General features: G+C 72.8%; 18 protein-coding genes. 4 read left to right on the top strand and 14 right to left on the bottom strand.

Annotation, left to right across the window (positions count from 1 at the left end; all coding sequences use genetic code 11):
* Positions 1-50 precede the first annotated feature (50 nt).
* Together ABFX51_RS05220 and ABFX51_RS05225 are read right to left on the bottom strand one after the other, a co-directional pair.
* Entirely contained in the window at positions 51-767 is a 717-nt protein-coding gene (locus tag ABFX51_RS05220) for a GH25 family lysozyme (protein ID WP_245782808.1), read from the bottom strand.
* Positions 768-834: 67 nt separating this feature from the next.
* Positions 835-1,419, bottom strand: coding sequence for a TetR/AcrR family transcriptional regulator (locus tag ABFX51_RS05225; RefSeq protein ID WP_091503458.1), 585 nt, complete (start codon positions 1,417-1,419; stop codon positions 835-837).
* A gap of 82 nt (positions 1,420-1,501) precedes the next feature.
* On the opposite strand from ABFX51_RS05225, the gene ABFX51_RS05230 reads away from it, so the two are divergent.
* Complete coding sequence (locus tag ABFX51_RS05230) at positions 1,502-2,812, top strand: cytochrome P450 (protein ID WP_346052507.1); 1,311 nt, start codon at positions 1,502-1,504, stop codon at positions 2,810-2,812.
* Between the two features lies 1 nt (position 2,813).
* Here the strand turns inward: ABFX51_RS05230 and ABFX51_RS05235 are convergent, their stop codons facing one another.
* Positions 2,814-4,769, bottom strand: a complete 1,956-nt coding sequence (locus ABFX51_RS05235) for a vWA domain-containing protein (RefSeq protein WP_346052509.1) — start codon at positions 4,767-4,769, stop codon at positions 2,814-2,816.
* The gene (locus ABFX51_RS05240) at positions 4,766-6,163 is read right to left on the bottom strand and encodes an ATP-binding protein (RefSeq protein ID WP_346052511.1); all 1,398 of its coding nucleotides are present in this window, start codon (positions 6,161-6,163) and stop codon (positions 4,766-4,768) included. Before ABFX51_RS05240 ends, ABFX51_RS05235 begins: the two co-directional genes overlap by 4 nt.
* Before the next feature lie 79 nt (positions 6,164-6,242).
* On the opposite strand from ABFX51_RS05240, the gene ABFX51_RS05245 reads away from it, so the two are divergent.
* Complete coding sequence (locus ABFX51_RS05245) at positions 6,243-7,037, top strand: hypothetical protein (RefSeq protein WP_346052513.1); 795 nt, start codon at positions 6,243-6,245, stop codon at positions 7,035-7,037.
* A 35-nt stretch (positions 7,038-7,072) separates the two neighbouring features.
* On the opposite strand, the gene ABFX51_RS05250 is transcribed toward ABFX51_RS05245, so the two are convergent.
* The 3 genes from ABFX51_RS05250 to ABFX51_RS05260 form a co-directional block, all read right to left on the bottom strand.
* Positions 7,073-8,107 (bottom strand): ferrochelatase, encoded by a 1,035-nt coding sequence (locus tag ABFX51_RS05250; RefSeq protein ID WP_346052515.1) that lies wholly within the window; start codon positions 8,105-8,107, stop codon positions 7,073-7,075.
* A 97-nt stretch (positions 8,108-8,204) separates the two neighbouring features.
* Positions 8,205-8,972, bottom strand: coding sequence for an enoyl-ACP reductase FabI (fabI, locus tag ABFX51_RS05255; protein ID WP_346052516.1), 768 nt, complete (start codon positions 8,970-8,972; stop codon positions 8,205-8,207).
* A 28-nt stretch (positions 8,973-9,000) separates the two neighbouring features.
* Entirely contained in the window at positions 9,001-9,705 is a 705-nt protein-coding gene (locus ABFX51_RS05260; protein ID WP_091503449.1) for a beta-ketoacyl-ACP reductase, read from the bottom strand.
* A 141-nt stretch (positions 9,706-9,846) separates the two neighbouring features.
* On the opposite strand from ABFX51_RS05260, the gene ABFX51_RS05265 reads away from it, so the two are divergent.
* On the top strand, positions 9,847-10,446 hold the full coding sequence (locus tag ABFX51_RS05265; RefSeq protein WP_346052518.1) for an isochorismatase family protein: 600 nt from the start codon (positions 9,847-9,849) through the stop codon (positions 10,444-10,446).
* Between the two features lie 222 nt (positions 10,447-10,668).
* Here the strand turns inward: ABFX51_RS05265 and ABFX51_RS05270 are convergent, their stop codons facing one another.
* Positions 10,669-12,255 carry an alkaline phosphatase D family protein gene (locus ABFX51_RS05270; RefSeq protein ID WP_346052520.1) on the bottom strand — a complete coding sequence of 529 codons (1,587 nt, stop codon included), beginning with the start codon at positions 12,253-12,255 and terminating at the stop codon, positions 10,669-10,671.
* A gap of 110 nt (positions 12,256-12,365) precedes the next feature.
* On the opposite strand from ABFX51_RS05270, the gene ABFX51_RS05275 reads away from it, so the two are divergent.
* The gene (locus tag ABFX51_RS05275; protein WP_346052522.1) at positions 12,366-12,830 is read left to right on the top strand and encodes a tRNA (cytidine(34)-2'-O)-methyltransferase; all 465 of its coding nucleotides are present in this window, start codon (positions 12,366-12,368) and stop codon (positions 12,828-12,830) included.
* Between the two features lie 3 nt (positions 12,831-12,833).
* Here the strand turns inward: ABFX51_RS05275 and ABFX51_RS05280 are convergent, their stop codons facing one another.
* The 6 genes from ABFX51_RS05280 to ABFX51_RS05305 form a co-directional block, all read right to left on the bottom strand.
* Positions 12,834-13,814 carry a VWA domain-containing protein gene (locus ABFX51_RS05280; RefSeq protein ID WP_346052524.1) on the bottom strand — a complete coding sequence of 327 codons (981 nt, stop codon included), beginning with the start codon at positions 13,812-13,814 and terminating at the stop codon, positions 12,834-12,836.
* Complete coding sequence (locus ABFX51_RS05285; RefSeq protein ID WP_346052526.1) at positions 13,811-14,755, bottom strand: DUF58 domain-containing protein; 945 nt, start codon at positions 14,753-14,755, stop codon at positions 13,811-13,813. Before ABFX51_RS05285 ends, ABFX51_RS05280 begins: the two co-directional genes overlap by 4 nt.
* A 181-nt stretch (positions 14,756-14,936) precedes the next feature.
* Positions 14,937-16,007 carry an AAA family ATPase gene (locus tag ABFX51_RS05290; protein ID WP_091503440.1) on the bottom strand — a complete coding sequence of 357 codons (1,071 nt, stop codon included), beginning with the start codon at positions 16,005-16,007 and terminating at the stop codon, positions 14,937-14,939.
* Between the two features lie 82 nt (positions 16,008-16,089).
* A complete protein-coding gene (gene mobA, locus ABFX51_RS05295) occupies positions 16,090-16,569 on the bottom strand; it encodes a molybdenum cofactor guanylyltransferase (protein ID WP_428832439.1) in 480 nt (159 codons plus the stop codon).
* A gap of 65 nt (positions 16,570-16,634) precedes the next feature.
* Positions 16,635-17,525, bottom strand: a complete 891-nt coding sequence (locus ABFX51_RS05300) for an alpha/beta fold hydrolase (RefSeq protein ID WP_346052530.1) — start codon at positions 17,523-17,525, stop codon at positions 16,635-16,637.
* A gap of 31 nt (positions 17,526-17,556) precedes the next feature.
* Complete coding sequence (locus ABFX51_RS05305; protein WP_428832440.1) at positions 17,557-18,882, bottom strand: NlpC/P60 family protein; 1,326 nt, start codon at positions 18,880-18,882, stop codon at positions 17,557-17,559.
* Positions 18,883-18,990 lie beyond the last annotated feature (108 nt).

Below are 18,990 nucleotides of genomic sequence, written 5' to 3' on the forward strand. Positions count from 1 at the left end.
CACCCTAAGCGGCGTTTCGCCGCGACGTCCCGGACGGTGGGACGCGGGCTTCAGCGCGTGGTCAGGGCGCGCAGCTGGTCGAGGGTGCCGAAGAACGTGTCCTGGTTGCCGGGCAGCGGCCCGGTCACGCCGGACTGCCAGAACTTCGCCGTCCAGCCGGCGGGCTGCTCCCCGATCTCCGTGTTGTACCGCGCGAGCCACAGCACGTGGTCAGCCGCGAACGCGGAACTGTTGCCCGTGCACGCCTTCCACCAGCTGGTCGTGGTGTAGATGATCGGCGTGTGGCCGGTGAGCTGCCGCAGCGTCGCGCTGAAGTCGGCGATCCACGCCACCATCGCCTGCGGCGTGAGGTTGTAGCAGTGCGCGGCCCCCTGCGTGTCCTCCATGTCCAGCGTCGGCGGCAGCGTCATGCCGTCGGTGAACCACTTGCCGTCGTGGTCGTGCAGGTACCGCGCCTGCTCCGCGCCGGATGTCGAGTCCGGCCGGGCGTAGTGGTACGCGCCGCGGATGATGCCCGCCGCCTTGAGGCCGCGGAACTGGTCGAGGAAGTTGGGGTTGACGTAGCCGACGCCCGCGGTGTCCTTGATGAACGCGAAGGCGGCCCCGTTCGCCTTGGCGGCGTTGAAGTCCGGCACGCCCTGCGAGGCGCTGATGTCGAAGCCCGCCAGCGTGGCCTGCTGAGCCGCCTGCGCCGTCGCCACCGGCACCAGGCTCGCCGTCACGGCCATCGCGACCAGTGCCGCCACCCGTTCCCGAAACCGAAGCACGTTCGAAACGCTAGATCAACTTCGCGCGCTCAGCCGCCCGGCACGGGCAAACCGACCGTTCGAGTGATCAACTCGGGAACGACGCCGTCCACATCGCCGCGAGCCCGTCGGTCAGGTCCGCCGGCGAGGGCGCGCCGTCCGGGTCCAGCAGCCACTGCACGGAAAGCCCGTCGCACACGGCGATCACGAAGCTCGCCACGGCCTGGCACCGGGGGTCGGCCGGGTCCGTGCCGTCGCCGAGGGACTCCGCCACGAGCGCCGCGACCCTCCGCCGGCACCGGCGGTACTGCTCGGCGAACTGCTCCCGCAGCGACACCGTGCGCTCCGCCTGCGCGAGCGCCTCCACATAGGACAGCAGCAGGTCCCGTGTCGTGGGCAGGCTGTCGAGCATCGCCGTCCACGCGCGGCGCCCGCGTTCGACGGGCGTGGCGGCGGGGTCGGCCATCGCGATCTGCGCGAGTTTGTCCGTCCACTCCTCGAAAACCTCCCCGATCGCGGCGTTGAGCAACCCCGCCTTCGAGCCGAAGTGGTAGCCGATGGAGTGCAGGTTCGTGCCGGACGCCGCGACGAGGTCGCGCGCCGTGATGTGCGCGTACCCCTTCTCCTCCAGCAGGCGCCGCGCGGCGGCGAGCAGCTGTTCCCGGTGACCCACTCCCCGAGCCTACCCCTGGACACCGCGTTTATACGCGCGTATAAAAAGGGCGTCCGGCACCGCAGCCGAGGAGGTCCCTCCCGTGACGACCACCCTGTCCCGCACGACCGCGCTCCCGCCGGGCCCGAAGCTGCCCGCACTGGTGCAGACGGTGCTGTTCGGCAACTTCCGGCACCGGCTGCTGCCGCACTGGCACCGCCGCTACGGCGACGTGTTCACCGTCCGGCTCTACGCCAACCGCGAGGCCGTCCAGCTCGCCGACCTCGACCACATCAAGGCGGTGTTCAGCGGCTCGGCCAAGACGTTCCACGCGGGCGAGGGCAACGCGATCCTCAAGCCCATCATGGGCGAGCACTCCGTGCTGCTCACCGACGAGGACGTGCACCTGCGCGCCCGCAAGCTGCTGATGCCCGCCTTCCACGGCTCCGCGCTGCGCGGGTACCGGGACATGATCACCGAGCTGGCCGAGCGGGAGGCCGCCGGCTGGCCCGCGGGCCGGGTGTTCCGCTCGCACGAACGGATGCAGGCGCTCACCCTGGAGATCATCCTGCGGGTCGTGTTCGGGGTCGGCGAAGGCCCGCGGCTGGACGAGCTGCGGCGCCTGCTGACCGAGCTGGTCGACATCGGCGTGCTCGACCTGTTCGGTTTCCAGAACGAGAAACTGCGGAACTTCGGCCCGTTCCGGCGGTCCCGCGAGCGGCAGGAGCGGGTCGACGAGCTGCTGTACGCCGAGATCGCCGAGCGCCGCACCGCGCCCGACCTCGAGGAGCGCGGCGACGTGCTGTCCCGGCTGCTGACCGTGCCCGCCGAGGACGACCGGCTGTCCGACGCCGAGCTGCGCGACCAGCTGATCACGCTCCTGCTCGCCGGGCACGAGACCACCGCGACGGCGCTGGCGTGGTCGTTCCACGAGCTGGCCCGCGATCCGGCCCGGCTGCGCCGCGCCACCGAGGCCGCCGGCTCCGGCGACGACAAGTACCTCGAAGCGGTGGTCAAGGAGGCGATGCGCCTGCACCCGGTGATCTCCGAGGTCGCCCGCAGGCTCACCGAGGACATCGAGATCGGCGGCTACCGGATCCCCGCCGGGTACACGGTGATGCCGTCGATCGCCCTCGTGCACGCCGACGGGGCGCACCACCCCGCGCCGGACGAGTTCCGCCCGGAGCGGTTCCTCGACGGCGGCCCGGCGAGCGGCACGTGGTTCCCGTTCGGCGGCGGCGTCCGCCGTTGCCTGGGCGCGGGTTTTTCCTTGCTGGAAGCCACGATCGTGCTGCGGGCCGTGCTGTCCCGCTGGCACCTCACGCCCGACCGCGCCCGCGCCGAGGGCTCGCGGGCGCGGCACATCACGATGGTGCCCGCGCGGGGTGCCCGTATTTCGGTCACCCCGCGCTGAATCAGCGCCTCCGGGTGCGCAGGTAGTCACCGACCACGGCGGCGCCGAGGCCGTCGAGGTCCGGCGCCACCACCCGGCCACCGGAGCGGCGGGCGAGCAGGTCGACGAACGCCTCCAGCCGGGGATCGTCGCCGAGCCGGAACACCGTCAGCGACGCGCCCAGCTTCGCTAGGCGGTCCACTTCGGACACCGTGCGGTACAGCGTCTGCGGCTGGGGCGGGTAGTCGAACACGGCCTCCCCGTCCGGCTCCAGGTGCGCGGTCGGCTCGCCGTCGGTGACCATCAGCACCACCGGCTGCGCGTCGGGGTGCCTGCGCAGGTGCCGTCCGGCCAGCAGCAGCGCGTGGTGGGCGTTGGTGCCCTGCTCCCACGCGCCCTCCAGGCCGACCAGCTCCGCCAGCTCCACCGCCGCGGCGTACCGGCCGAAGGTGATCAGCTGCAGCGCGTCGTTGCGGAAGCGCGTCGAGATCAGCTGGTGCAACGCGAGCGCGGTGCGCTTCATGGGCAGCCACCGGCCCTCCTGCACCATCGACCAGGACGTGTCCACGAGCAGCGCCACCGCCGCCCGTGACCGGTGCTCGGTCTCCACGACCTCCACATCGGACACATCCAGCCGGACGCGACCGCCACCGACGGAAGCCGTCCGCAGCACCGCGTTGCGCACCGTCCGCGAGGTGTCCCACGGCTGCATGTCGCCGAACTGCCACGGCCTGCTCGCGCCCGTCGGCTCGCCCGCCGCACCCGCGGACTCCTGCTCACGCTGCCCGGTCTTGCCGCGCAGCGCGTTCACGACGTCCGCCAGCGCCGTCTCCCCCAGGCGCCGCAACGCCTTGGGAGACAAGCGAAGCGACCCGTCCGGCGCCCGCTCGAACAGACCCTGGCGGCGCAGTTCCCGCTCCAGCTCGGACAGCCGGCGCGCGTCCACCCCGGCGTCGGGGCCCAGCTGGCGTTCCAGCGCCTCCAGGTCGATGTCCTCCAGCCGCGCACCCGGGTAGGACTGCGCGAGCTGCTCGGCCAGCGCGTCCAGCTCCGCGAGGTCCTGCATCGCCTGGGCGCCCTCGCCCATGCCGAGCGGGTTGCGGCCCCGGAACCGGGCCGAGGACGTCCAGTCCTCCCCCGGCCGCAGCGCCCGCAGCTGAGCGTCCAATTGCGACAGTTGCTGCGCGATGCGGGGATCGCCGAACGCCTGCTGCGCGAGGCTCATCAGCTCGTTGCGCTGCTCCTCGCTCATCGAGTTCATCATCCGCTGCGCGGCGGCGGCGCGTTCGGCGAGCGCGTCGATCAGCTCGTCCACGTTCTGCGGGTTCTCCGGGAAGAACTCGCCGTGCTGCCGCATGAACTCCTCGAACCGCTCGTCCACGTCAGGCGAGTGCCGCGCGTGCGCGTCGAGCAGTTCGTTGAGGTCGGATAACATCTGGTTGACGCGCTCGACGTCCTCCTGGCTGGTGTTCCGCAACGCCTCCTTCATGCCCTGGAACCGGGATTCGAGCATCTCCCGGCCCAGCAGGTCCTGGATCTTCTCGTAGTTCTCGCGGCCCTGCTCGGAACGCCACTGGTAGTCGGTCAGCTCGCGGACCGCGGCGGCGGTGCCGGGCGGCAGCGCGTCCAGCTCCGCCTCCGCCAGCCGCGCGTCGTCCGACGGGTCGGGGAACAACGCGCGCCGCTCGGCGTCCAGCGCCTCGCTGAGCAGGCGCTGGACCTCCTGGAGCGTGCCGTCGAGGTTGTTGCGGCGCTGGATCTGCGAGCGCCGCTGCCACACCCGCCGGGTCAGCTCGTCCAGGCCCGCGGTGTTGCGCGTGCCGCGCCGGAGCAGCTCCTCCAGCGCGGAACGCGGGGACGAGCCGCCCATGACGTCCTGGCCGATCTCGTCCAGCGCGTCCCGCAGGTCGATCGGCGGGGCGAGCGGGTCCGGCCCGTCGTGCCACGGGCCGTACGAGTAGCTCTCGGGGGTGGTCACGGCCCGTACACCGTCGTCGCGTCGTCGGAGTCCTTGGCCAGCTGCCGGGCCAGGTACAGCGACTCCAGCGCCAGCTCGACGGCCGAGGCGATGCGGCCCGGCGGGTCTTCCGCCGACACGCCCGCCCGCTGCGCGACCTCGTGCAGCACCGGCAGCTCGGGCAGCGCGGACAGCACGTCCGCGCCGGGCACCTTCTCGCCCGTCGCGACCAGGTGGCCGTTCGCGACCGCCTCGACCAGCGGGCGCAGGTTCAGCCCGCCGAAGCGCTCACGGGCCGTCTCGGCGACCGCGCGGCGCAGCAGGTGCACGAGGTGCTCGGTCTCGCGGCCCTCCTCGCCAGGCTCGAACTCGACCTTGCCGCGCAGCACGGCGGGCACCGCGTCGAGGTCCACCGGGCGCGCCACGGCGGGCTGCTCGCCGGTGAGCGCGGAGCGGCGCAGCGCGGCCGCCGCGACCGTCTCCGCCGCCGCAACGGCGAACCGCGCGGACACGCCGGAGCGCTGGTCGATCACGGTCGATTCGCGGAGGTTCCAGACGAACCGGGCGATGACCTCCAGCAGCGGCTCACCGACCTCGGCGACGAGGTTGGCCTCCTGGCGCACCACGTCCACCTCGGCGGAGAGCTCCAGCGGGTAGTGCGTGCGGATCTCGGCGCCGAAGCGGTCCTTGAGCGGGGTGATGATGCGGCCGCGGTTGGTGTAGTCCTCGGGGTTCGCGGTGGCCACGAGCAGCACGTCCAGCGGCAGGCGCAGCGTGTAGCCGCGGACCTGGATGTCGCGCTCCTCCATCACGTTGAGCAGGGCGACCTGGATGCGCTCGGCGAGGTCGGGCAGCTCGTTGATGGCCACGATGCCGCGGTGCGCCCTCGGCACCAGTCCGAAGTGGATGGTCTCGGGGTCGCCGAGGCTGCGGCCCTCGGCCACCTTCACCGGGTCGACGTCGCCGATGAGGTCACCGACGCTCGTGTCCGGCGTGGCCAGCTTCTCGGTGTAGCGCTGGTCGCGGTGCAGCCAGGTGACGGGCAGGTCGTCGCCCAGCTCGGCGGCACGGCGGATCGAGGCGGGTGTGATCGGGTCCAGCGGGTGCTCGGCCAGCTCGCTGCCCTCGATGACCGGGGTCCACTCGTCGAGCAGGCCGGCGAGCGTGCGCAGCAGGCGGGTCTTGCCCTGGCCGCGTTCGCCGAGCAGCACGACGTCGTGCCCGGCCAGCAGGGCGCGCTCGAACTGCGGGAGCACGGTGCGCTCGAACCCGACGATGCCCGGCCACGGGTTCCGGCCCTCGCGGAGCGCGGCGAGCAGGTTGTCGTGGATTTCCTGTTTGATCCCGCGCGGCCGGTGACCGGCCGCGCGCAGCTCCCCCGCTGTCCGGGGAAGGTGTTCGGGTACGGGGTTCACCCCTACGACGCTAACCCTGCCGGGCCGGATCGTCGATGTGGAGCAGCTCCAGCACGCGGAGCCGGTATTCTGGATCGCCGTGTGCTGTCCTTCCGCGACCCTGACCGTGTGGACCTCCGCGTGGCTGTCCGGCGCCGCCGCCTCCGACGACGTGCTCGACGCCCTGCTCGCGTGGGGCGAGGCGCACGAGGTCGTCGCGGCCGACGCCGAGTCCGCGGTGGGCCTCGACCTGCCGCCGGCCGGTGACTTCCCCGCCACCCCGGTGCAGTTGCTGGCCGCGCTGCGCTCGCGGGGTGCGGCCGACGCCCGGCTGGTGCTGCCCGTGCCGGGCGACGTGCGCGGGCTCGGCGGAGGCGGCCCGTTCACCGAGGCCGCGCTGCGGGCCGGCGAGGCGGTGCTGTTCCCGTCGCTGGGGTTCGGCCTGGTGCCGCAGCCGATCGCCGAGGGGCTCGTGCGCTGGTCGGTGTACAAAGTGGACAGTGGTGCGCCGGAGTACGTCGGGCTGGCGGAGGCGGAACACGGCCTGACCGACGCGATCCGCGACTCGGCGGGCGCGCTGCAGGCGCTCGACGTGGCGAAGGACCGGCCGGGCGTGCGGGCGGAGCTGTCGGCGTGGCTGCGGGCCCGGCCCCGGCCGGAGTGGCCGGCGGGCACCCCGGGCCGCGCGCTGCGGGTGCTGCAGCGCGCGGAGGAGGTGGGGGCGATCCTGGCGGTCGCGGAGATCGACGAGCCGGGCGGCGCCCTGTCCGCCTCGGCGGCGACGCTGCGTGCGGACGCGCTGCGGCCACTGGGCAACGCCGTCCGCCGGGCCCGCTACGCCGCGGTGAACGAAGCGGTGCGGCAGTTCAGCGAGCAGGCGGACCGGTCCCAGTAGGGCGGTCCCGCGGAGGCGACTGGCCGGTGGCCACGCTACCGCGAAGGCCGCCTCACGGGTTCGCAGCACGCCACCGCGCAGGGGGCGCCGTTGAGGGTGCAGCCCGCCGCCGGGAAGTCCGACAGCTTGCGCACCGGGGCGTCCGACAGGTGCTCGCGCACCAGCTCCACCACCAGCTCGGCGAACCGCGGGTCGGCGTTGGGGGTGGCGGCGCGGGCGAACCCCATGCCGTGCTCCGCGGCGCGTTCGGCGGCCTCGTTGTCCAGGTCCCAGATCACCTCCAGGTGGTCAGACACGAACCCCACCGGGCACACCACGACCCCCTCGACCCCGCGCTCGTGCAGCGCGTCGATGTGGTCGACGATGTCCGGCTCCAGCCACGGCACCTGCGGCGGCCCCGACCGCGACTGCCACACCACGTCGTACTCCGCGACGCCCGCCTCCACCGCGACCAGGCGCGCCGCCTCGTGGATCTGCCGCGAGTACCGGCGCCCGCCCTCCTCCGGCGGCCCGGCGGCCTTGTCGGCGCTCTCCGGCACCGAGTGCGCGGTGAACACGACCCGCGCGCCCGGCACCTGCGCGAGCGCGGCCCGCAGCCCGTCGGCGAACGCGGCGACGAACAGCGGGTGGTCGAAGAACTGGCGCAGTTTCGTCAGCTCCGGCGCGTCCTCGCCGACGGCGGCGCGGGCGCGCTCGATGTCCTCGTCGTACTGGCGGCACGCCGAGTAGCCGCCGTACGCGCTGGTCGGGAACACCAGCGCCCGCCGCACCCCGTCGGCCTTCATGCGCTCGACGGTGTCCTCCACCATCGGGTGCCAGTTGCGGTTGCCGAAGTACACGGGAAGGTCGACGCCCTGCGCCGCCAGCTCCTTCTCCACCGCCGCGATGGCCTCGCGGTTGAGCCGGTTGATCGGCGAGACCCCGCCGAAGTGCTGGTAGTGCTCGGCGACCTCGGCCAGCCGCTCCGGCGGCACGCCCCGGCCGCGCGTCACGTTCTCCAGGAACGGCATGACCTCGTCCGGCCCCTCCGGCCCGCCGAAGGACAGCCACAGCAGCGCGTCGTAACTCACGGCCACCATCCTGCCGCTATGACGCGCCCCACGCTGATCCGCCCCTGCCCACCCGCCAGCCCACCACCGCCCTCAACGGGCACGCTCCGCGTGGCGGTCAGATTCCGAGCGCGTGCACTCCCCCGTCGACCCACACCATGGAACCCGTGGTCGCCGGGAGCCAGTCCGACAGCAGCGCGCAGATGCTCTTCGCGACCGGCGTGGCGTCCTCGGCGTTCCAGCCCAGCGGCGCGCGGTCGCCCCAGCCGCCCTCCAGCTCGCTGAAGCCCGGGATCGACTTGGCCGCCATCGTCTTGAGCGGGCCCGCCGACACCAGGTTCACCCGGATGCCCTTCGGCCCCAGGTCACGCGCCAGGTACCGGTTCACCGACTCCAGCGCCGCCTTCGCCACGCCCATCCAGTTGTAGGCGGGCCAGGCGACGCGCGCGTCGAAGTCCAGTCCGACGATCGACGAGCCCTCGCCCAGCAGCGGCAGGCACGCCATCGCGAGCGACTTGAACGAGTACGCCGACACCTCGACGGCGACGGACACGTCCTCCTTCGGCGCGTCCAGGAACGGCGCGCCGAGGCACGTCTGCGGCGCGAACGCGATCGCGTGCAGCACCCCGTCGAGGCCGTCCACGTGCTCCCGCACGCGGTCGGCGAGGGTGTCCAGGTGCTCGCTGTTCTGCACGTCCAGCTCGATCACGGGCGCCGGCTCGGGCAGCCGCTTCGCGATGCGCTCCACGAGCGACATCCGGCCGAAGCCGGTCAGCACGACCTTCGCGCCCTGCTCCTGCGCCACCTTGGCGGCGTGGAACGCGATGGAGGCGTCGGTGATGACACCGGTGATCAGCAGCCGCTTACCTTCGAGCAGTCCGGGCAAAACCAGTCCTTTCTACGGGGAAAACCTTCTAGTGGCCCATGCCGAGGCCGCCGTCGACGGGCAGCACCGCGCCGTTGACGTAACCGGCTTCCTCGGAGGCCAGGAAGCGCACGGCGGCGGCGATCTCGGCGGGGTCGGCGTAGCGGCCCGCCGGGACCTGCGACAGCACCGCGGTGCGCTGCTCCTCGGTGAGCGCGTCGGTCATGTCGGTGGCGACGTAGCCGGGCGCCACGACGTTCGCGGTGATGTTGCGCGAACCCAGCTCGCGGGCCAGCGACCGGGCGAGGCCGACGAGGCCGGCCTTGCTCGCCGCGTAGTTGACCTGCCCGGCGTTGCCGGTCAGCCCGACCACCGACGAGATGAAGATGAACCGGCCCCACTTGCCGCGCAGCATGCCGCGCGAGGCGCGCTTGGCGACGCGGTAGGCGCCGGTGAGGTTCGCGTCGACGACGCTGGTGAACTGCTCCTCGGTCATGCGCAACAGCAGCGTGTCCTGGGTGATGCCCGCGTTGGACACCAGCACCTCGACGGGGCCCTGGTGCTCCTCGACCTGCTTGAACGCCTCGTCGACCTGCTCGCTGTCGGTGACGTCGGCCCGCACGCCGAACAGCCCCTCCGGCGCCCCCGACCCGCGGTGCGTGACGGCCACCTTGTGCCCCTGCCCGGCCAGGTCACGGGCGATCGCCAGCCCGATGCCCCGGTTGCCGCCGGTGACCAGTACCGACCGTCCCACGTGCCACTCCTCGTGCGTCGTCTCCGATGTGCCCGGCTGAGGTTATCCGCAGCCCAGGGGCCGCCGGGCACCCGCCACCGCTACCCCGCGGTAGCCCGCGCGGGAGGTATAACCGGGATCACAGACGGAAGGGAAGTGATGGTGCCCTGGGAACTCAGGCCGGAGTCGTCCGTGCTCCTGGTGATCGACATGCAGAACGACTTCGTGCGCGAGGGCTTCCCGATGGAGGTCCCGATGGCCCGCAGCCGCCTCCCCGCGATCCGCACGCTCGTGCACGCCTGCCGCGCCACGGGGGTGCCCGTCGTGTACACGCGACATGTCCTGTACGACTCCTTCGACGTGTCGCCGCTGGAAACCGCGTACCAGCCGAAGCTGCGTGAGGTGGGCATGCGGGACGGGACGTACGGCGCGGAGATCGTCGACGAGCTCAAGCCCGAACCCGGCGAGGTCGTGATCCGCAAGCACCGCTACGACGCCTTCCACGGCACGGAACTGGACACCGTCCTCGGCACGCTGCGCGGGCCGCGCGGGGTGGACACGCTGATCGTGACCGGCACGGTCACCGAGGTGTGCTGCGAGTCCACCGCGCGCAGCGCCTTCATGCGCGACTACCAGGTCGCCTTCGTCTCCGACGCCACCGGCGCGCTGTCGGACGCCGCGCAGGAGGCGACGCTGCGCACGATCGGTTCGTTCTTCGGGCGGGTGCTGGACACCTCACAGGTCCTGGAGGCCCTGCGATGACCGAGCCGGTCGCGCGGCTGCCGCTGCGGGTGCGCTGAGGGCGCGGGTCCCGTCAGTTCGTCCGCGACCGAGGCGATGACGTGACGTGGCGGCGGCCTTGCGACAGCAGGCGGTCAGCCTGGCTTCGACGTACTGGTCGTCGAAGCCAGGCTCGACTCGCTCGACGCCCCACCGTTGGCCGTCGGTTCTTCGACTCCTGCCGGACGTCCGCGCGAAGCTGGTTCACGCCTCCACGACGCCCGGCCGCCCGTCCTCGACGACGTAGCTCGCGCGCGTCGTCACGGGCGCGCCGGGCTTCGTCACGTACGGCACCACGCGGAAGTCGCTGCGCCACCGCTGCCGGTCGACGTTCACGCGCACGTACCCGCGCTGGCTGTTGAAGAACTTCAGGTGCGGGTTGGCGGCCAGGAACGCCTTGCCGTCGTCGTTCATGTCGGCGCCGTCGCCGCCGCTGGTGATCGACGTGCCGACGAACTCGCTGCCCACCGTCGCCGAGGCCGGGTCTGCGTAGTCGCGCTTGAGGTCCCACGCGTAGTTCTGGTGCCGGTCGCCGGTGATCACCACGAGGTTGCGCACACCCCGGTCCTGCGCGGCGGCCAGCACCCGGTTGCGGTCGGCGACGTAGCCGTCCCACGGGTCGAGCCAGACGTTGACGTCCGGGCCGGGGTCGCGGTCGGTCTGCCCCATCGGCGCCTGGTTGCCGAGCACCTGCCACCGCGCCCGCGACGACGAGAACCCGTCGACGAGCCACTTCCGTTGTGCCGCACCGAGAATCGTGCGGTCGTCCTCGAAGCGCTCGGTGCACGTGGCGGACGTGCCGTCGCCGCAGGGCTGGTCGTCGCGGTACTGGCGCGTGTCGAGGATGGTGAAGTCCGCGAGCCTGCCGTACGGCAGCCGCCGGTACAGCCGCACGTTCGGCCCCGCGGGCATCTGCGTGTGGCGGTAGGGCAGGTGCTCGTAGTTGGCCTGGAACGCCTGCGCCCGCCGCTGCCGGAAGACGGCCGGGTCCTGGTCGGGCTCGGTGTCCTCCTGCGAGATGTCCCCGGCCCAGTTGTTCTCGACCTCGTGGTCGTCGATCGTGTGGATCCAGGGGAACCGGGCGTGTGCCCGCTGCAGCGGCGCCTCGGCCTTGTAGAGCGCGTACTGCAGCCGGTAGCGGGCGAGGTCGGCGGCCTCGGTGGTGAACTTGTCCTCGACGGTGACCCCGCGCTTGTTGCTGCCGACGCCGGATTCGTACAGGTAGTCGCCCAGGTGCACGACGAGGTCGAGGTCCTCGGCGGCCATGTGCTCGTAGGCGGTGTAGTACCCGTCCTGCCAGGCCTGGCACGAGGCGAACGCGAAGTTCAGCTCCCGCGGGTTCGCCCACGGCACGGGCGTCGTGCGGGTGCGGCCGACCATGGAGATCTCGCCGCCGGTGCGGAAGCGGTAGAAGTACTCGCGGTCGGGTGCCAGGCCGGAGATCTCCGGGTGCACGGAGTGCCCGAGCTCGGGCGTGGCGATCGCGCTGCCGCGGCGGACGACCGCGCGGAACCGCTCGTCCAGGGAGACCTCGTACTCGACGCGGACGGGCTTGGCCGGCATGCCGCCCTTCCCGTCGGCGGCGAAGGGGTCGGGGGCGAGCCGCGTCCACAGCACGACGCCGTCGGCGGTCGGGTCGCCCGAGGCCACGCCGAGCGTGAACGGGTTCGCGCCGCGGACCGGGTTGGCGTAGGCGCTCGCGGCGTTCCAGGCTCCGGTGCCGAGCAGCACCGCGGCGGCACCGGCGCTGCCGTAACCGAGGAAACGGCGCCGGTTGAGGGGCGCGACCATGCGGGATCCTCCTGTGGTGGGATGGACGGGCTCCCGGCATGCTCGGGTGCGGAAATGTCCGGTTCGCCGCCACCGGCCGAACCACGGGTGAAGGGAAAACGATCTTCAGGATGTTCCGGGTGCTCTTCTACCAGCCGGAGATTCCGCCCAACACGGGCAACGCGATCCGCCTGTCCGCGAACACCGGCGCGGAGCTGCACCTGGTCGAGCCGCTCGGGTTCGCCTTCGAGGACAAGCACCTGCGGCGGGCCGGGCTGGACTACCACGACCTCGCGCACGTGCGGGTGCACCCCGACCTGGACGCCGCGTGGGAGGCGCTGCTGCCCGCGAACGTGTACGCGTTCAGCGCCCGCGCGGAGCACCGGTACACCGACGTCGCCTACCAGCCGGGCGACGTGCTGCTGTTCGGTCCGGAGTCGGTCGGCCTGCCCGACGAGGTGCAGCACGCCCCGCAGGTCACGAAGCGCGTGCGGCTGCCCATGCGCCCCGGCTCGCGCTCGCTGAACCTCGCCAACACCGCTTCCATCGCCCTGTACGAGGCCTGGCGCCAGCACGACTTCACCGGCGGCGCGTGAGGCTCAGGGCAGCCGCTGTCCCAGGAACAGCGCGCTGCCCGCCGCGACGATGAGCGCCAGCGTGCCCAGCACGACCCAGGGGCGGCTGGCGTCGGCCTCCTTGAGCTCGTAGCCGATCTGCTCGCCGAGGTCCTGGTAGACCTCCTTGAGCTGTTCGGCCGAGCCCGCCTGGTAGAAGTCCCCGCCGGACAGGCGCGCGACCTCCTGCAGCGAGCCGTCGTCGACGTCCACCGGGACCTCGCGGCCGTCGATCGTGACGGTGCCGTGGTTGGTGCCGAAGGAGATCGTGGAGATCGGCACCTGCTCCTTCTTCGCCTCCTCGGCGGCGGTGAACGCGCCACGCGGGGCGTAGAGGTCCTCGGGCACGGTCTGCTTGCCGTCGCTCATCAGCACGATCCGCGCGGGCGGCGGCCCCTCGGCTCCGCCGACGACGGCGGAAAACCCTTGCACCGCCTGCAAAGCGGCGAAGATCCCCTCGCCGGTCGCGGTGGACTGGGCGAGCTTGAGGTTGTCGATCGCCGCCACGACGCTCTGCCGCTGGGTCGTCGGCGCCACGAGCACCGTCGCGGTGCCCGCGAACGACACCAGCCCCAGGTTGATGCCCGGCGTGAGCCCCTGCGCGAACTGCGTCGCCGCGTCCTGCGCCGCCTTGATGCGCGTCGGCTTGACGTCGGTGGCCTCCATGGACAGCGAGACGTCCACCACCAGCATCACGGTCGCCCGGTTGCGGGGCACCTTCTGCTCCGCCGTGGGACCGGCGAGCGCGACCGTGAGCAGGATCAGCGACACGATCAGCAGCACCGCGGGCACGTGCCGGTGCCAGCCCTGCGCCTTCGGCGCGACCCGTTCCAGCAGCGCCAGGTTCGAGAACCGCATCGTGCGCTTGCGCCGGGCCCGCTGCGCGAGCACGTAGCCCACGGCGACCGCCGCGACCACGATCAGCAGCAGGAACCACCACGGGGCGCTGAACCCGGTGAAACTCACGCGGCGCCTCCCGACCACCGCCGCTTGCGGGCGACGACGAAGCGGACGGTGTCGGCGATCCAGTCCGAGTCGGTGCGCAGGGTCAGCTGCGCGGCCCCGGCCTGCCGCAGCGCCCGCGCCACCTGGTCCCGGTGCGCCTGCGCGGCGGCGGCGAACTCGCGGCGAAGCAACGCCGACGCGTGCACCTCGCGCTGGCGCCCGCTTTCGGGGTCCGCGAGCACGATCGTGCCGACCTCGGGCAGGTCCACGTCACGGGGGTCGAGCACCTCGACGGCGATGAGGTCGTGCCGCGCCGCCAGCGCGCGCAGCGGCCGCTGCCATTCGGTGCCGCCGAGGAAGTCCGACACGACCACGACGAGCCCGCGCCGCCGCGGCGGACGGCGCAGTTGTTCGAGGATCGCCGAGAGATCACCGCGCGTGCCCTCGGTGGCGCGGGGCAGCTCGGCGATCTTGCGCAGCAGCCCGCGGGTGTGTGCCCGGCCGCCGCGCGCGGGGACGCGCACGGTTTCGGCGCCGTTGGACAGCACCGCGCCGAGCCGGTTGCCGCCACCCCCGGTCAGGTGGGCGATCGCGGCGACGGCGCACAGCGCCAGGTCCCGCTTCTCGCACAACGCGGTGCCGAAGTCGAGGCTCGCGGACAGGTCCACCGCCATCCACGTCTCCAGCTCGCGGTCGGCCACCGTCTCGCGGATGTGCGGCGTCGTCGTGCGCGCGGTGACGGCCCAGTCCATCCGGCGCACGTCGTCACCGGGCTGGTACGGCCGCGCCTCCCCCGGCTCCGAACCGGGCCCCGGCACGAGGCCGAGGTGGTTGCCCTGCAGCAGCCCGTCGAGCCGGTGCCGCACGTCCAGCTCCAGCGTGCGCAGCCCGGCCTCCAGCCGGTCCCCGCGCAGCACGGGCGGCGCCCACGCGGGCCGCTTTCCCCTGTCCTCGCCAGCCACTAAGTTCTCCCGGCAGCTTTTGTCGTGGCCGTCAGCTCGCACCGCCGCGGGTTCTGAGGCGGCTTCTCGCGAGGACAGCTCGAACGTGGTGAATTGGCATTCATGAGTTCGAGATCCCGGAGTGAGGGGCCGCCTCAGGTTCCGCTACCCGCACCGCTACGCAAGCCAATCCCACCATTTCCTAGTAACCCGCGGCTCCCATGTGGGCGGGCTGGCCGCCGGGACCGGCCTGAGGACGGGCCGAAACCTGCGGCAGCGGCACGGTCTGCAGCACGCGGTTGACGATGTGGTCCAGCGGCACCGCGTCGGCGAGCGCGTCGTAGGACAGCACGAGCCGGTGGCGCAGCACGTCGGGCACGACGTCGACCACGTCCTGCGGCAGCACGTAGTCACGGCCGCGGACAAGCGCGAGCGCCCGCGCGGCGGCGATGATGCCGAGGCTCGCGCGGGGCGAGGCGCCGTAGGACACCCAGCCCGCGACGTCGGTCAGGCCGTGCTCGGCCGGGGTGCGGGTGGTGAGCACGAGCCGCACGACGTAGTCGACCAGCGCGTGGTGCACGAACACCTGCGACGCGACGCCCTGCAGCCGCACGAGCTCCGCGGGGCTGAGCACCTGCTGCGGCTCCGGCGGGGTCACCCCCATCCGGTAGATGATCTCGCGCTCCTCCTCCGCCGACGGGTAGTCGACGACGATCTTGAACAGGAACCGGTCGCGCTGCGCCTCCGGCAGCGGGTACACGCCCTCGTTCTCGATCGGGTTCTGCGTGGCGAGCACCAGGAACGGGTCCGGCATCGGGAACGTCTTGCCGCCGATCGACACGTGCCGCTCGGCCATCACCTCGAGCATCGCCGACTGCACCTTCGCCGGGGCGCGGTTGATCTCGTCGGCCAGCACGAAGTTCGCCACCACCGGGCCGAGCTCGACGTCGAAGCGCTCGCTGCCCTGGCGGTAGATCCGGGTGCCGAGGATGTCGGCGGGCACGAGGTCCGGGGTGAACTGCACGCGCGAGAAGGTGCCGCCGACCACGCGCGCGAACGTCTCGACCGCGAGGGTCTTCGCGACGCCGGGCACGCCTTCCAGCAGCAGGTGCCCCTTGGCCAGCAGGCCCACCAGCAACCGCTCGACCAGCCGGTCCTGCCCGACGATCACGCGCTTGACCTCGAACACGGTGCGTTCCAGCAACTGGCCGTCGGTGGCCGGAGTCGCGGCCTGCTGCCCGTTCGTGCCCTCGGCGTAGCCGGGCTCGGTCACGGTTCCCTCCTCGCTTGCGTTCGCCTCTCCCGTGCGACCGTATCGGTAGTACACCCCGGCGGTGGTGTGAGGGCTGTGAGCTTCACGAATGCCGTAGTCGATCTTCCGGCGTGTCGATGTCCGCGGCCTCCCCGGCGTGCTCCGGGACCCCGGTGACGTCGAGCGCCCCGAGCGCCGACCGCAGCGGTGCTCCGGCGGGTTCGGCGGGCAGCACCGCACGCAGCCGGGCGGTCCGCCACACCCCGAGCAGCCACTGGCGGCGCCCGTCCGCGTCGACGACCACGGCCCCGTCGTGCTTGCCTAGTGCGTCGACCAGGCGGTCCACTGTGGACGGCGTCACCGCGGCGAGGTCCCCCGCCAGCACGGCTACCAGGTCCGGCCGCTCCAGCACGGCCAGCCCGGCCGCGAGCGCGGCCAGCGGACCGCCGCCGGGCGGCTCCTCCCGGGTCCAGCGCACGCCGGGGATCCCGGCGCGTTCGGGCCCGACCACGACGACCGGGTCGGCCGCGGCGAGAGCGTCGACGGCGTGGCGCACCAAGGGTTTCCCGTCGACCGGCAGCATCGGCTTGTCCACCCCGGACAGCCGCCGCGCGGCACCGCCGGCGAGCACGATCCCGGCGAGCGTGCTCACAGCAGGCTCAGCACGGCGTCGGCGAACGCCTCCGGCGCCTCCTGCGGCACGTTGTGCCCGATCCCCGGCAGCAGGCGGTGTTCGTAGGCGCCGGTGAAGTGCTCGCGCTCCTGCGGGTCCAGCGGCCCGCCGACGCCGTCGGCCCCGCTTTCCAGGACTACCGTCGGCACCGGGATCGGCGGTTGCGCGGCGATGAGGTCCTCCAGCTCCTGGTACCGCGGGTCCCCCTCGGCGAGGCCGTAACGGTGCCGGTAGGAGTGGATCACCACGTCCACGAAGTCGGGGTTGTGCAGGCTGGGCGCGCTGGCGGGAAACGCCACGGACGCGCCCGCCCACGTGGGCGACCACGTGCGCCACAGCAGTTCGCACAGCTCCTCGCGGTTGCGCTCCAGCCCCCGGCGCCCGCGCTCGGAGTGGAAGTAGTACTGGTACCAGAAAGTGCGCTCCACGTCCGGCGGGGCGGGCTCGCCGGAAGCCGCGATGTCCTGGACGTTGTAGCCGTCCACGGTCACCAGGCCCCGCGCGCGGCCGGGCCGCAGCGCGGCGACGAGGCACGCGGCCCTGCCACCCCAGTCGTAACCGGCCAGCACCGCGTCGTCCAGGCCCAGGGCGTCCAGGAAGTCGAGCAGGTCCTGGGCGAGTGCGGCCTGCTGACCGGACCGCGGCGTGGTGGCGTCCCGGAACCGCGTCGGGCCGAAGCCCCGCAGGTACGGGGCGAGGACGAACGCGCCGCGGTCGGCGAGGACGGCAGCCGCGTCGTCGAACGCGCGGACGTCGTACGGGAAGCCGTGCAGCAGCACCACCGGCACACCCCCGGGCTCGCCGGTGTACTCGTACGCCACGTCCAGCACAGGCGTGCGCACGCTGCCGGTGGAGGAGAAGGTCATGCGCCGATCATGGCACGCGCGACCGCGCCGCTCAGCCCACCAGGCGCGTCGCGTACGGCAGGATGTCGCCGTACCGCACAGGCGCGACACGCACCGCCAGCCCGGACTGCGGCGCCTCGATCATCATCCCGTTGCCGAGGTACAGCGCGACGTGGTGGATGCCGCTGCGGCCCCAGAACAACAGGTCCCCGCGCCGCATCTGCGACAGCGGCACCTTGCGGCCCGCGTCGTACTGGTAGCCGCTGTAGTGCGGCAGCGACACCACGCCCGCGTAGGCGTAGATCATCAGGCCGGAGCAGTCGAACCCGATCTTGCGGTAGTCGCCGTAGGCGTCGGCCACCCCGCCGTCGCGGATGCCGCGCGTCGGACCGCTCGCGTTGCCGCCGCCCCACGCGTACGGCACCCCGAGCTGGGACATCGCGCGCGCGATGGCGCGTTCGACAGCCGACGACGCCGAACCCGACACGGGCCGCGAGCTGCCGCCGCCGCCACTCCCGCCGCTGCCCTTGCTCGCGGCGAGCGCGGCCTGCCGCGCCTGTTCCTCCTCCTCGCGCTGCTTCTGCGCGAGCCAGTCCTGGTACCGCTGGCGCTGCCCCTGCAGCCCCGCGACACGCTGCTGCGCGGCGTAGAGCTGCTCCTCGACGCTGTTCCTGCTCGCCTCCAGGCTCGCGGCCTGCGCCGCCTGGTTCTGCTGCGCCCGCACGGCCGCGGCCTGCGCGGCATCGGCGGCCTGCCTGGCCTGCTCGGCCTCCGCCTGCTTCTGCCGCGCCCGCTCCAGCGCGGCCCGCGCGGCGGCGTCCTTGTTGGACTTGTCGGTCTGCGCCTGCTCCATCAGCTCCAGCGCGTTGAGCTGGCTCCCGCTGACCGAGGACAGCAGCTGCGCGCGGGCGAGCAGGTCCCGCGGGCTGCTCGACCCGAGGTAGGCGGAGATGGAGCCGATCGTGCTGCCCTGCTGGTAGCTGCCCGCGATGAAGCCGTCGAGCCGCTGCCGGGCCGTCTCGATCTGGGCCGCGGCGGCGTCGGACTCGCGGCGGGCGGCGTCGGCGTCGGCCTGCGCCTGGTCGGCCGCGTCCTGCGCGGTCTGCTGGTCGACCAGCGCCTTGTTGGCCTCCTCCATCTTCAGCTCGACCTGGGCCTGCAGGTCCGACAGCCGGGACTCGGCCTCGGCGAGCTGGTTGGTGAGCTGGCCGACCTCGCCCGCCTTCGCGTTGGCCTCGGCCTGGCCCGCCTTGATCTCGGAGTCGCTCGGGTTGGGTGGCGGGGGCGGCACGGCCACGGCGGTACCCGCCACGCCGAACGCGACGGCCAGCGCCAGCGTCGTCGCGGCCGTCCACCGGGACACCCGCGCGCCCAGGATCGCGCGCACCCGCCACCTCCGTCTCGCCGGTTCAACTCCGCACACTTGTGTCACAGATGTATCAGAAATCCCACGAGACACTTCACCCGCACGTGCAACAATTCCCCG

The organism is Amycolatopsis dongchuanensis, assembly GCF_039542405.1.
Classification (GTDB): domain Bacteria; phylum Actinomycetota; class Actinomycetes; order Mycobacteriales; family Pseudonocardiaceae; genus Amycolatopsis_E; species Amycolatopsis_E sacchari.

Bases quoted from the DNA above. Each gene is read 5' to 3' on its own strand.
- ABFX51_RS05270 (WP_346052520.1), bottom strand. From the start codon at position 12,255: ATGGTCGCGCCCCTCAACCGGCGCCGTTTCCTCGGTTACGGCAGCGCC.
- ABFX51_RS05275 (WP_346052522.1), top strand. From the start codon at position 12,366: ATGTTCCGGGTGCTCTTCTACCAGCCGGAGATTCCGCCCAACACGGGC.
- mobA (WP_428832439.1), bottom strand. From the start codon at position 16,569: ATGCTGCCGGTCGACGGGAAACCCTTGGTGCGCCACGCCGTCGACGCT.
- ABFX51_RS05300 (WP_346052530.1), bottom strand. From the start codon at position 17,525: ATGACCTTCTCCTCCACCGGCAGCGTGCGCACGCCTGTGCTGGACGTG.